A 13,868-nucleotide genomic window follows, 5' to 3' on the forward strand; every position below is an offset into this window, starting at 1 on the left:
AGAAGGAGTTATTCCCTGCCTGTTGCCACTTCCACTGTACTGAATCCGGATACCGTCATGCCCCATCCCCGGCAGTCATGAAAAAATGTATGGGAAAACCGGTCCCGGTGATGTAGCATATCCCCGTATTCTCCGCTCTTTCCCCGGTCTCCGGGGAGTCCAGCTTTTATACCATGAACCGACTTTTCTTATCCTGGGACAGACCGGCCTGCCGGAGCGTAGCGGAGCGCCTGCTTTCCCTGGGAGAACATCTCCACCGGCATCTGGTGCTGGTCCCTACGCGGGAATCCGGCAGGCAGTTGAGGGAATACCTTGCCTCCATTTCCGCCGCCCAGGCTGTTTTCTCCCCCCAGGTGATTCCGGCGGACCAGTTTCCCCGGATGGAGGAAAAGGAAGAAGCGGCCTCCGGCCTGGAAGAACTGGCGGCGTGCCTTCAGGCGCTCGGAAACTCTCCCCACCGCCTTTATCCCCGCCTGTTCCCCCGGCACATGCCGGAGGATTTTTCCAGCATGCTGGAAATGGCCGGCAGCCTGCAATGCCTGAAACACGCCATGGCCAGCCAGGGCATTTCCTGCGGCATGGCGCAGGAATCCTGCGCGGGCCGCGACGAACGCTGGACGGACATGGACCGCCTGTCCGAACTCTGCGCGGAACAGTTGAAAGACTGGCAGCTTGCGGACAGAACCGCCGTGGCAGCGCAAGCTCCGGCCCATCTGCTGGCCACCCTGCGGGAAGCGGGGGGCCGCATCATCCTGGCATGCGTGGCGGACGTTCCGCGCCCCCTGCGCCAGGCCCTTCAGCACGCGGAACAAAACGGCGTGCCCGTAGAGATATGGGTACACGCGCCGGAAGAGGAAGCCTCCTCCTTTGATTCATGGGGCTCCCCCCTTCCGGAATTCTGGTCCCACTGCCCCATTCCCATCCTTGACGCCCAGATCAGGATCACGGCCAATCCCTCCCGGCTGGCCGGGGAAACGTGCCGGCTCATCGCCAGCGCGGCGGCGGGAGGAACGCCGGAGGTGGCCCTGGGCGTGTGTGATCCGGACATGAACGTAGCGCTGGACGCCAGCCTGCGGGAATACGGGTGGGGACTCCACAATCCGGAAGGAAAGCCCTTTGCCGGAACCGGCGCCATGGACCTGCTCCGCCATCTCCGGCAGGCCTTGGAAGAAAAGGGAGCGGCACGCCCCGTCTTCAGCCTGGCGCGTTCCTCCCTGCTGTGCGCCTCCCTGGGCATCAGCAACCAGCAGTACTGCTGCGCCGCGCTGGATAAAATCCAGCAGAAGTTTCTTCCTGAATCGGAAGAATACCTGCTTTCCAGGCTGAAGGAATTTTACCCCGCCGCCTTCCCCTCCATCCGGGCTATTCTGGCATGGCGGGACCGGATGGCGGAACCGGGCACGCTGGGGGAAAGGCTGATGGAATGGTTCCCGGACCTGGCGAACGCCTACGGTCCGGAAACGGAAGCCATGGAAATGCTCCATTCCTGCCTTTCCGGCCTCGTACGGCTACAGCAGCGTTCCACTGCCTTTTCCAGGCCGGAAACGGCCCTCCAGCTGCTGATGAAGTGCCTTCAGCCCCTGCGCGTCAAAAACAGGAGGAAGGCGCACGCCGTGCTGGACTCCCTGGGGTGGATGGAAGTTCACTTCCGCCCGGAAAAACACCTAATCCTGACGGGCTTGAATGAGGGAACCGTTCCGGAAGGCGGCGTTTCCGACCAATTCATGCCGGAGGAACTGCGGGAAGCCCTGGGCATTGACTCCTTCAACCGCAAAAAGGCCAGGGACAGCTTCCTGCTGACCGCCCTGCTCCATTCCCGTAAACGGGAGGGAAGCCTCACCGTCATCCTCTCCCGCACCAGCAGCAAAAACGATCCGCTGACGCCCTCCTCCCTGCTCATGCGCTGCCCGGAGGCGGAACTGCCGCGCCGCGTGGAACTGCTTTTCCGGGAAATAAGCGACTCTCCCGCCCCGCTCCCCTACCGGCGCGGCAACTGGCACCTTCAGCCCGTGGAAGGATGGAAAGCCGCCACGGACATCGGCACGATGGCGCCCGGCTACAAAAATCCCTGGAAGGAGAAAGGCCTGCCCTTCTCCCCCTCCGTCCTTAAAAGGTTCCTGGCCTGTCCCATGCGCTTCTGGATGAGGGAAGCCCTGCACATGAATGAGGAAGAGTTCCTGCCGGACAAGGAGGACATGGCCGTCAACGAACTTGGCACCATGCTTCACGACGTGCTGGAATGCTTCTGCCGGGAGCATGCCTCCCTGAAAGACGGCATGAGCGCCGCCGCCCTTCAGGACGCCGTCACGGAGGTGCTGGAAGAAACCTTCCGGAAGCAATACGGCTCCAATCCCCTCATGCCCCTGCTGCTGCAAAAGCGCTCCATGGAGCAGAGGCTTTCCGTTTACGCGGTCCAGCACCTGCAGGACCTTCAGGACGGCTGGTCCTGCACCGCCTTTGAGCACCAGGTGGAAAACTGGTCCCTGGGCGGCTTCCCCATGAAGTTCCGCATTGACCGCATTGACCGCCATGCGGACGGCCGCGTACGCGTCATTGACTACAAGACGGGAGCAGCCTCCTCCTGTGAGAAGAAGCATCTGGAAACCATCGGACGCCCGGACGCCCTGTCCCTGCTTTCCCCCGCCCTGCGCCCTTATACCAGGCGTCAGAAAAACGGCAGGATGGTGCACGCGCGCTGGAAGGACCTTCAACTGCCTGTCTACGTCCTGTGGGCCATGGAGACTTACGGCGGCCAGCCCTCCGCGGCGTATTACGCCCTTCCCGCCAACCCTCTGGACATAGGCCTTTCCGCCTGGGACACGCTTCACGATCCCATGCCCGGCTATGAGGAATGCGCGCTGGACAGCGCCCGCTCCTGGACGGCGGAGCTGATGAAGCTTCTTCATGAAGGCCGCGGGCTTATCACGGCGGAGGAACTGGGCTGGACCCCGCCCACCTATGACGTGTTCAAGGACCTGATGGCCTCCCGGCGGGAAAACCTTCAGGACCTGCTGGGCCTTAATTTCACCCCGCACCTTCCCTTCTGAAATGCCCCCCCTGACCAACATGCTGATCTCCGCATCCGCCGGAACGGGAAAAACCTACCAGCTTTCCCTGCGCTTCCTGGGTCTGCTGGCCCTGAACCACGGGAACCATCCGGAACGGCTCATCGCCATCACGTTCACCCGGAAGGCGGCGGGGGAATTCAAGGACCGCATCCTGACGGACCTGGCGGCGGGCGCCACGGACGAGGCGGGAGCGGAACGCCTGAAAGACCAACTCTGGACGGTCATCAAGGGAACGCCCGGGGAACCCGGCATCTGGCCCGGAGCGCCGGAGGCATGGAAGGCGGAAAACCTGCACCGAGAACGCTTCCGCCATCTGCTGCACATTCTGGTGCAGAACCTGGCGCGCCTCAACCTCTGCACCATTGACAGCCTGTTCGCCCAGATCGCCTCCGCCAGCACCTTTGAACTGGGCGTCAGCGGGTTCAGCATGATTGACCCCACGGCGGAAAAACTGGCGCGCCGGGAAGCCCTGCTTTCCCTGTACCGCGAATGCTCTGCGGACCGGGAACGGAGGCAGAACTTTGAAGACGCCTTCCTCTCCGGAGCGGATTCCGATGCGGAAGCCGCGGATGCGGAGGATTCCATGATGCGGCGTCTCAACACCTACCACGAACTTTTTCTGGATGAACCGGACGCCGGAACCTGGGGAAACCCCGCCACGCTGGGCTTTACGCCGGAAGAACTGGTTCCTCCCGTTCCTCTGGAACAGTTTGATACCCTTCTGCATACTCTGGCTTGCAGGGCGCAGGAAGCCCCCGCGCCAGAAGGAAAAAACGGAGCCAAAAGCAAGGAGATGTTCCTGCGCTTCCTGAACGGTTTCTCCCGGTACGCCAGGCTGGGCCGCGTGCGCTTCCGCACGGACGGAGGATCCGCCTGGAACATCACCATGGAAGAGGCGCGTGAGAAATTCCGGGATTTCTGGTCTCCCCCACTGGAAGAGCTCATCCAGAGCTGGCTGCGCATGGAGGTGCTGCAGGCGTTGCGCCGCACCCGCGCCACGCACGGGCTGCTGCGTCTTTTTGAAGGCAACTATTCCTCACTGGTCCGCAGCAAGGGAAGATTCCTGTTCCACGACGTCACGCGCATGCTGGGGGACGGAGCCATTACGCCGGAGCTGAAGCGAGACCTGCAATACCGCATGTACTGCCGGTATGACCATTGGATGCTGGATGAATTCCAGGATACGTCCCAGTCCCAGTGGCGCGTCATCAAGCCCTTTCTGGAAGACCTGACGGAATCCAAGGCCGGGAATGAAGGCAGCATCTTCGTGGTGGGGGACGTCAAGCAGAGCGTGTACCAGTGGCGCGGCGGGGACCCGGAGCTTTTCCGCTCCGTCTCCACCCAGCTTGAACTGGAAGAACGCGGCATGTCCACCTCCTACCGCTCCGTCCAGCCCGTGCTGGACCTGGTAAACGACATTTGCGACTACGCCCGGACGGCGCCGGACTGCGAACCCGCCGCCCTGGAACAATGGGGGGAATATCCGGAGCACCGGAGCGCCCCGCACCTGGAGGGAAAGCCGGGCGCCGCCCAAATCTGGCAGACGCCCAAGGCGGAAGCTTCCACGGCCAACGACCTGGTGTGCCAGGCGGCGGCAGACATTCTGGACCGCACGGGAGCCCTGCGCCGCGGCCTGGAGACCGCTATTCTGGTCAGCACGAAAAACCAGGCTCTGGCCATTAAAACCTGGCTGGCGGACCACGGCATTCCGGCGGAGGTATGTGATGACGTTCCCGTGGGCGTGGACTCCCCCCTGGGGAAAAACCTGCTGTACTTTTTCCGCTGGCTGCTCATGCCGGGAGACCCTTTTACCACAGGGCTGCTCACTCATTCCCCCCTCCGGCCCCTGGCCGCGCCGGAACGCCCGGAAGGCATGGACTGGCAGGGCTGGCGCCTTCTGCTGGAACGGGACGGCTATGCCGCCGTCATGGAAGAGGTGGAACGCAGGCTGGCCCTGGGAGGCACGGTCCTGACGGAATTCCACCGGGACCGCCTTGCCGTCTGGAAGACCGAGGCGGAACAGGTGGATGAAAAGGGCATTTCCCTGGATGAATGGATCAGGCACATGGAAGACCTGACCCGCCGGGAAGACCCCGCCGGCGGCATCGTCCGCATCATGACCATTCACAAATCCAAGGGCCTGGGGTTTGACATCGTCATCCTGCCGCAGATCGGCAGGGACGCTCCTTTTGCGGACGGAAGGCACCTGACCCACTTTGTCAAAAAGAACCGGGAAGGAGAAATAGAGGGCATTGTGCTGGCCCCTTCCAGGCACGTTTACACTAATGTTCCGCAGCTTGAGACGCTTTACCGGGAATGGCGCGCCCGGCAGCAGTTTGACGGATTCTGCAAGCTGTACGTGGCTCTCACCCGCGCCAAACGGGCTACTTACGTCATTCTTCCTTACAAGGAAGACAAGGGAGAAACGGTTGCGGACTCCATGTGGAAGATTGTCCGTTCCGCGGCCCGCGCCAGTGGAAAAGACGCGGAGGAAACCCTTCCGGAATCCGGAGCGGAATGCCTGTATTCCTGCGGGCATCCCGAATGGTACGGGGAGTTCACGGAAACAGTGCGGGAGAGAATAGTAGAAGAAATGCCTGAATGGCCCATGCAGCAACCGGTCATCAGGGAACGGATATCCCCCTCCGGTCCGGCTGCGCCGGAAAATGCGGTCCATGGAGGGAAGCATGCCGCGGAGGTGGAATCCGCCGCATTCGGTTCAGCCGTCCACGCCGTCTTTGAACGGATCACCCGCTGGAATGAGGAGGGCAAGCCGGAATGGGCCCTTCATCCCGCTACGGAAGCGGAACGCGCCGTAGCCGCCTGCATGGAGGTGCCCTCCATCAGGGAGCTCTTCACCCCCCCGGAAACGGCGTGCATCATGAAGGAACAGCGCATTGAGGCCATTGACGGGAACAGCTGGATTTCCGGCGTGATTGACAGGCTGATCCTCCATGAAGGAAGCGCCCGCATCGTGGACTTCAAAACGGACCACGCGGATTCCGCGGAACAACTGAAGGAACGCCACTCCGGGCAATTGAACGCCTATGCCCGCATCGTATCCAGAATTACGGGAATACCGCTGGAGCGTATCACGTGCATCATCGTTTCCACACACTTGAAGGAAACCATCCGCGTTTAAAACCCCGCTTCCGCAGGGCCGGGCCCGACGCATTTTTCCGTCTTCCCCTTCTGTTCCCTCACGCCTCTGGCGTTAATCCCGGTGCATTTCCATACGGAACCTCCCTGCCGCTGCCCGGAAAACCGGGAGGAAAAGGACACCGGGCCCGGAGAAGCTGAAAGGGTGAACCCATTAAATAAAAAAGCCGCCCGGCACGAATGCAGGGCAGCTGTGAATGAAAACAATTGAGAATCCTCCGGATCAGGCCCGGCGGCGGCGCAGGCACAGAGCGGCCAGACCCAGCAGGCTCAGCGTAGCCGTAGCGGGTTCCGGAACCTGGGTCAGGGAAAGGTAATTGAGCGCCGTGCGGCCAAAATCACTGGAACCGTCTCCCTGAAGGGTGAGGGTAAGCGTGCCGTCTTCCCCTACCACAATGTGTTCCACTGTGGAATAAAGGCCCTTGTTGGCGGAGGCGTTGGAGCCGTCTGCGGCATTCCCGGGAGCCAGGGTGCCGGAACTGTCTCCCGTCACCGTAGAAAGTTCGTTCCAGTCACCGCCGGCGTTTGTTCCGAAATTTGTCCAGGTCGCGCTGGAAGCGTCGGCGCCTCCGATCGTCCACGTCTGCCCCGCAAAAACGTCTTTACCCGTGAACCCGCCAAAAAGGGACAAGGTGTATTCCCCGGCGGCAAGACCGCTGAAAGTCACGGTAAAGGAACCGGAACCGGTTGACGTCTGCGTTAACAGGCCGTCCCGGAAGCTGTCCCCCAGGGAGAAAGGCATGCTACCGCCAAAAGCGTTCTTCCACCCGTTTTCTTCGCCGGGCGTCTTGGTCGTGGTATGGCCGTCATCCCCTACAGGCCATGCGGCAGTGCTCCATCCCAGAGTGACGTCGCCCGGCATCGTGCCCAGGGCTGCGGAGGAATGGTCGTAATTCATATTGAGGGCTCCGTCCGTCGCGGCGTCATCACGCCCGAAATCAATTTGCACAGTCGCCGCCTGCACCGCCAGCAGGGAACTGGAGATCAGAGCCAAAGAAAACAAGGATTTCTTCATGGTAACACGAAGTAAACCGGATCAATAATCCGGTGTCAATGGAAAATGCTAAAAATTAAATATATATCTTTTTTAATTTCCATGTATGGAAGAACACTATCAATATTATAAATATATATAATTTATTTAATATGAGCAAAATAAATGTTTATTTAAACAACTAGTCCAGACACCGGATTATTGATCCGCATGAGCGCCGCATTCACCGGTATTCAAACAAGTAAAAATAATAGGACAGGCGGTCCAGGAAGCCAGGGGATTTTTTCTGCGCCGCCGGCTCCTCCGGACCAAAACCGCTTCAAGAAAAACCGCCATCCTTCAAAAGGACGGTCAATGCTCCGGCACAGCTACACGGATGCATTCAATCCCCAGATAACGGGCAACGGAACGGTTGATGAATTCATCAGGGTCACTGCTGCCCATGCGCCACATGACGGAAACATAGGGAGCCAGCGGCACGGGCTCATAAGGGGGAACCGCAATATTTTTCTTCCCTTTCTCCAATTCATGGCGGATGAACATTTTCCGTTCCTCGCACTGGCGGTGGATGCGCGGGAAGGCGTCCAGATACCCGGAGCATACCCACAGGGCCAGACTCCCCGCCGCAGCCAGAAGGCAGGCCGGAACCCAGCGCCACCGCACGGCATCCAGCCACACTCCGTACAGCCCCAGAATACCCGTCATCATCAGCACCGTGGCGGAGAACATGGCATGCCAGGCGGGAATGACGCGCACAAAAAAGCTGACCGCCATGGCATGCGCCACCAGAATAAACAGCAGGGAGACGCACATGCGCCGTCCGGAAACGCCATTCCACCAGCTCCACCCTCTCCTCCACGTCAGCAGAACCAGGGCGGCCACCGCCACAGCCAGCAGAAATTTGGGCAGCAGCATGAACTCATAAAACGCGTTCATCAGCTCCGGGATGGCGCTGAAACGTTCCGGCCAGGAATGAAGGACGGCGGCGCCGCCCGCCGTTTCCGAATGAAGACGCGCCGCGTTGCCGGGAGCCAGCAGAAGACAGGCGCCGCCCAAGGCATGAAAACCCCAGCCAAAGAAGAACCAGCGGGGAAGCGCCACCCTCTTCCAGTGCGCATGCACCCAGTACAGGAACAGCAGGCCCAGGGACGCGGGCACCTGGTTCTCATTAGTCATTCCGGCGGCAAAAGCCACAAGGCTTATCCAGAGCCAGGAAAGAGGCCTGTCCGGTATCCGGGACGTTCCGGCCAACAGGCCGCGGTACAGGCACAGGAACCCCAGCCAGACAGCGGCGGACCAGCCATAATTAGTTCCGCCGGACAGCCAGAACATCGTAATGCCGGGCCTGGAGGAAGAGGTGAGCAGAAGAAGGGCCCCCACGGAAAACAGCAGCACATCCCGCCAGTCCCCGGGATTCACCCTCCTTCCCCGCGCCAGATAAAACATCATCAGCGCCAGGGAAAGAACCACGAAGGGATTAACGGCCAGGAAAAGCCACTTTCCCGCCGTGGCCGTAAAGATAGCCAGGAATTCCCCCAGCCGGGGATTCCAGTTCATGTACGACCACCAGCACCGCTCCAGCACGGGCTGGAGGACCAGACGGTGGTCCGCCCCGAAGACGGCATGCATGAAGCTGTCTCCGGTGAAGGGAGTCCACCAGGTAAGCAGCATGGCGTACGCAAGGAGCGCCAGCACCACCGCCCGGAACAGGAAACGCACCGCCAGTGACTGCTTCATGGAATCAAGCCGGAGATGGGCGCATTTAATCCGTCACGGCCTTGAACACCGGGGTGGGCAGCTTATCCGGCTTTTTGCCGAAGAAATCCCCCACGTCCTTGAATGTCACAAACAGGAAGAAGCCCATCAGCACGAAGACAAAGCCGAACTGGACGAACTCCAGCACCTTCACATTCAAGGGACGCCTGAAGACCAGCTCAATGGTGTTCATCACCACGTGGCCGCCATCCACCACCGGAAGGGGCAGAATGTTCAGGATAGCCAGGTTTACATTCAGCACCACGGCAAACCACAGGGCCAGCTTCCAGCCTTCCTCCAGGGAGAACATCTTGTAAAACTGGTTGGCAATTCCCACGGGGCCGGAGAGGTGCTCCACGCCCACGCTGCTGCCGGGGGCAACCACCTTAGCCAGGGTATCCCCCATCCATTTCAAACTCTGCTTGATCTGAGCCCACGGAGTGGGATGCACGGTTACGTCACGCCCTACGGAGCTCAGGTCCCAGGTCACGCCCAGAATGGGCTGGGCGCCCTTGAGCACGGAACCGTCCGCGCCGTTGTGCCAGTTTTCCGGAAGCCTTCCCTGGATGTTCACCTGCCTTGCAGCGCCGTCCTTGCCCGTCACGTCCAGCAGGAGCGGTTCATTCTTTTTCAGCAGGACATCCAGCGCCGCGGGGCTCCAGATGCGCACCCCGTTGGCCGCCGTCACCGTATCGCCCGGCTTCAATCCAGCCTGGGCCGCGGGAGAGTTGGGAAGCACTTCCCCCACAACGCAGGGCATGGCCTGCATCAGCCCCACCTGGCGCATGCCGGAGCGCTGCCACCAGGACGTTTCCGGAATCCGGAACCCGCAGGAAATATCCATCTCCCCCTCATGGCCCGGCCTCTGCACCGTAAAGACTACCTGGTCATGCTCGCCCAGCATGATCAGTTCACGCACGCCTTCCATATTGCCCGCCCATTTGTCCACCGGGCGGCCGTCCACCTTCACAATCTTGTCACCGGGCAGAATGCCGGACTGCGCCGCAGGACTGTCCGGAGCAACGAAGCCTACCGTCGTCACCCCCATCTCCACATCCGGCTTGCCCACCATCCAGACGGCCACGGCAAAAAACACGGCCAGCAGGAAAGAGGCGATGGGGCCGGCGGCGGCCACAATGATCTTGTCCAGAGGAGTGACGGGCTTCAAATCCTTGGGGAGCTCCACACTCCCTTCAATGGCTTCCATGGGCGCCATCTGCGGCAGGGAGACAAAGCCCCCGGCGGGGATCCAGCCCAGTCCCCACTGAACGCCGTTAATGGTTTTTTTCCAGATGGGACGCCCGAACCAGATTTGGAACCTGTCCACATACAGGCCGCGCCAGCGGGCGGCGAAAAAATGCCCCAGTTCATGAATGAAAATCATGAAGTTAAACAACATCACCACGCCAAAAATAATGCCGATGGTGGTAAGAACGGAAAGTACGTTATCCATGGTAGTGCTTTGTTGGTGAGTGTATCATGACGCTTCCCGGCGAACAAGCTTCAAGGATGTCCTAATGACAAAGGACGGGGTTAATTCTGGACAAACGGCAGAAAACACCATAACAACAGAATATGATTGTCTCCAGATTTTTCATGCCGGGCGTTCTGACGGCCATGTTCCTGGCCTTCACCCCCTTTCTTCACGCGGCGCATCAGGAAGAGCCGGATATCCCTTCCATGACCCGGACCTGGACGAACAAGGAGACGGGCGCCACCTTCCAGGCCAGGCTGGCCGGGCTGAACAGCGTCAACGCGATCATGCAGAATATCTTTACAAAAAAGAAAATCCCCTTCCCCCTGAAAAAGCTTTCCAAGGAGGACCTGGAATGGATTGACTTCCACAAGGAGCTGGTCGGCAAGACGGACGCGGAGCTGGCTAAAATGGTCATCCCGAAAGGCATTCTGGGCAAACAGCTGAAAGGGCTGACCTACCGGGAAAAAGACGGCAGGTTCATTAAAATGGACGGCAAATGGAACGCCAGGTATTTTATCCTGTATTATTCCGCGAGCTGGTGCGGGCCGTGCAGGGCCTCCCTCCCGCGCAACCTGGAGGTGTACCGGGATAAAATCGCATCCCGCAACGATTTGGAAGTAGTCCTGTGCAGCATGGACCACGCGCTGGAAGGAGCCCAGAAATGGGCCGTTTCCAACAAGATGCCGTGGCCGGTCTTCCTGTTCGGCTACCTGGACAACCTCTCCAAGGAAAGCCCCCTGATCCGCAAAAACTATCCCGGCCCCATCCCCTCCCTGGTGCTGGTGGACGCCAACGGGAACAAAATCGCTTCCGGCAGCATGGATGGACTGGTACGGAAGGTGGAAGAACTGGCCAGCGCGGAGAAGGAAAAGCAGACGGCAGCCGAACCTGAATAACGAAGCCTTCCCGCCGGAATTTCCACGGCTTTTTCCCGCCTCCGGACATGAAAACGTAAACAGCCCCGGAAGGTTAACCTTCCGGGGCTGTTTGTTAATGTTTACTGAACAGATGGACTCTGTCGCGTTTTAGGCGCGGAGAGCGGCGCCATCCTTGGCTTCAATGGCTTTCTTCGCTTGCGCGAAGATGGCGTCAAAAGCCTTTTCGTCAGAGACGGCCAGGTCGGCAAGAACCTTGCGGTCCAGATCGACGTTGGCGGCTTTCAGGCCTTCCATAAAGCGGGAATAGGTCAGACCGCGGTCGCGGACGGCAGCGGAGATACGGGCGATCCAAAGACGGCGGAATTGTCCCTTCCGGCGCTTGCGGTCACGGTATTCATACTGCCAAGCCTTGTAAACGGCATCCTTGGCGTAGCGGAAGAGTTTGCTGCGGAAACCGCGGAAACCCTTGGCACGCAAGAGGATGCGCTTACGGCGCTTGCGAGAGGCCGGTCCATTAGTGGCACGTGGCATAGCTTATTTCTATTTCTATCTTGAACAGACTGTTCTTCCTCACCTCCCTGCAGTCTCGCCTGTTCTTATCTTCTCATCGGAAGAAGGCTGCATGAAGGCCCCCCGTTCAGCGGGGGGAAAGCTCGGCGTTGGTCGAGCGTTTCCGCGGTTTAGGCGAAAGGCAGGTTCTGCTTGACTGCCCAGACTTGCGTCTCGTCCACCAGAGCCACCTTGCCAAGCTGACGCTTGCGCTTGCTGGATTTCTTCTGGAGGATGTGGCGCTTACCCTGTTTACGGCGCAGTACCTTGCCCGTGCCGGTAACCTTGAAACGCTTGGCGACTGCCTTGCGGGTTTTATTGATACCACCTTTGCGGGTCATGGTGGAAGGAGTATAGGCGCCAATCCGCTCTTGGCAAGTGGAAAATGGGCCTGAATCATTTTTCCGGATAAAAACCGCCTGTTCCCTGCCTGCCCGGCTCCGGGGAAGAAGGAAGGGGGATGACGCTTTCCCCTGCCGGGACCGCATGGGCGTTTCCGTTGACATACAGGGTATAGGGAACCGTGCTCCGCACGGCGATGCTCCTTTTCCCGTCAAAGACAATATCCGTGGTGACGGGGCCAAACGCCAGGCGGCGGATTCCATGCCTTCCTTTCTCGGGGCGCAGTCTCCACCGGACTTCCCGCCGCGCGGCGCTGACTTCATGAAAGCCCAGCACGTTTTCAATAAACAGGGAAACGGGGCCCAACGCGGACCACCCGCAGAAATCCGGCCTGACGCGGCGCCCGTGCTCAATGGAAGGACGGTTGGCGGAAGGGCTGTAGCACTCCCAGATGGTATGCGGCACGACTTCATGATAAGTTCTCAACTGTTGCATGAGGACCTTTTCCGCCAATTCATCCGCCAGGTCCGTATAGCCATAGCGTTCCAGCGCCTTGGTCGCCATATAGGCGGTAGGCAGCCAGACGGCCCCACGCCAGTAATTGCCGGTCTCCGCGTCAAAATCCCTGTCGCTCCTTGCCAGCGACGGCCAGGGGAAATCCCCGCCGAATTCGCCGGCCTTTCTTACATGCTCCACCATGCGGGCGGCCTGCTCCGGGGTGGCCGCCCCGGCCAGCAGCGGCCAGAAGGAGGCGATTGTTTTCACGCGGCATGGCTTTTTGGAGGCAATATCCACATCATAATAAAAACCGTCTTCCTCATCCCAGTAAAGTTCATTGATCTTTCCGATCAGGGACCGGTACTCCCTTTCCCACGCCAGGGCCTCTTCCCTTTTCCCCAGGGAAGAATACAGTTTCCCTATGCAACGGGCGGACAGAGCCTGCTGGGAAATGGCATCCACCCACAGGATTTTATCATAGCCGCCGGAATCACGCCCGCGCGGCGTATTGTCCATTCCGCTGGCTCCCCCTGTCCACGTGAAGCCCTCCCGTCCTACCACGCCCCGGTGAATGGCGTTGCTGCTGTAGGGTACCCGCTCCCCTTTGGGAACCGTGTTGAACCAGTGGAAGTGGCTCTGGAGGAACCGCTCCCGCAGAAGAATGGCGTTCACCCTGTCCGTGTCTCCGGAAAACTGGTAGTTTTCCCATTCCAGCCACGCGAAAAGGGGCGGATTATCCCTCAGATGGATGCGCAGCGGCGTAGGCTGCCCCCGGTACATGGGGTAATAGAAATTGTCCAGGCTCTCCTTGCCGGGAAAGGACTTGGGAGCATATTTGGAAAACAGGGCCATGAAGCAGGTATCCCAAATCCAGATATCCGTTTCATAACAGTTTTCATCCAGATAGGGGGAGGCGGGCAGCCCCTCCGGCCCTTTCCTTACCCTGCCTGCGGCAATCTCCCACGTTTTCTCGTACAAGTCCACCAATTCGGCATTGGGATAAACAGGCAGTGGAATTTCCGCCCTCCATTCCGTGGCGACCGTATCCGCATGAGGAGCCGCTATGGAAAAAGAACCCAGCATGACCGCCCCGGCCACCAGGGCTGCACACAGGTTACAGCAATTCGTGGAAATCATCATCAACCGCA

At 59.7% G+C, this 13,868-nt stretch carries 9 protein-coding genes; 3 read left to right on the forward strand and 6 right to left on the reverse strand.

Going from position 1 to position 13,868, the window contains the following annotated elements:
- The first annotated feature begins 173 nt into the window (after window positions 1-173).
- Window positions 174-3,047 (forward strand): PD-(D/E)XK nuclease family protein, encoded by a 2,874-nt coding sequence (locus CXU21_RS04205; protein WP_102725154.1) that lies wholly within the window; start codon window positions 174-176, stop codon window positions 3,045-3,047.
- 19 nt (window positions 3,048-3,066) lie between these two features.
- Window positions 3,067-6,210, forward strand: a complete 3,144-nt coding sequence (locus CXU21_RS04210; RefSeq protein WP_180972632.1) for a UvrD-helicase domain-containing protein — start codon at window positions 3,067-3,069, stop codon at window positions 6,208-6,210.
- A 240-nt stretch (window positions 6,211-6,450) separates the two neighbouring features.
- Here the strand turns inward: CXU21_RS04210 and CXU21_RS04215 are convergent, their stop codons facing one another.
- The 3 genes from CXU21_RS04215 to rseP form a co-directional block, all read right to left on the reverse strand.
- A complete protein-coding gene (locus CXU21_RS04215) occupies window positions 6,451-7,242 on the reverse strand; it encodes a PEP-CTERM sorting domain-containing protein (RefSeq protein WP_102725156.1) in 792 nt (263 codons plus the stop codon).
- A 330-nt stretch (window positions 7,243-7,572) separates the two neighbouring features.
- Entirely contained in the window at window positions 7,573-8,958 is a 1,386-nt protein-coding gene (locus tag CXU21_RS04220; RefSeq protein ID WP_102725157.1) for a DUF6056 family protein, read from the reverse strand.
- Between the two features lie 25 nt (window positions 8,959-8,983).
- Complete coding sequence (rseP, locus tag CXU21_RS04225; RefSeq protein WP_102725158.1) at window positions 8,984-10,429, reverse strand: RIP metalloprotease RseP; 1,446 nt, start codon at window positions 10,427-10,429, stop codon at window positions 8,984-8,986.
- A 122-nt stretch (window positions 10,430-10,551) separates the two neighbouring features.
- Between rseP and CXU21_RS04230 the strand changes: the two genes are divergently transcribed.
- Window positions 10,552-11,349 (forward strand): TlpA family protein disulfide reductase, encoded by a 798-nt coding sequence (locus CXU21_RS04230; protein ID WP_102725159.1) that lies wholly within the window; start codon window positions 10,552-10,554, stop codon window positions 11,347-11,349.
- A gap of 129 nt (window positions 11,350-11,478) precedes the next feature.
- On the opposite strand, the gene rplT is transcribed toward CXU21_RS04230, so the two are convergent.
- The 3 genes from rplT to CXU21_RS04245 all read right to left on the reverse strand — a co-directional run bounded on the left by rplT (window position 11,479) and on the right by CXU21_RS04245 (window position 13,860).
- Window positions 11,479-11,862, reverse strand: coding sequence for a 50S ribosomal protein L20 (rplT, locus tag CXU21_RS04235; protein ID WP_022396602.1), 384 nt, complete (start codon window positions 11,860-11,862; stop codon window positions 11,479-11,481).
- 149 nt (window positions 11,863-12,011) lie between these two features.
- Window positions 12,012-12,221, reverse strand: a complete 210-nt coding sequence (gene rpmI, locus CXU21_RS04240) for a 50S ribosomal protein L35 (protein ID WP_012420592.1) — start codon at window positions 12,219-12,221, stop codon at window positions 12,012-12,014.
- 55 nt (window positions 12,222-12,276) lie between these two features.
- The gene (locus tag CXU21_RS04245; RefSeq protein ID WP_180972633.1) at window positions 12,277-13,860 is read right to left on the reverse strand and encodes an MGH1-like glycoside hydrolase domain-containing protein; all 1,584 of its coding nucleotides are present in this window, start codon (window positions 13,858-13,860) and stop codon (window positions 12,277-12,279) included.
- Window positions 13,861-13,868 lie beyond the last annotated feature (8 nt).

This window comes from Akkermansia muciniphila (genome assembly GCF_002884975.1).
Classification (GTDB): domain Bacteria; phylum Verrucomicrobiota; class Verrucomicrobiia; order Verrucomicrobiales; family Akkermansiaceae; genus Akkermansia; species Akkermansia muciniphila_C.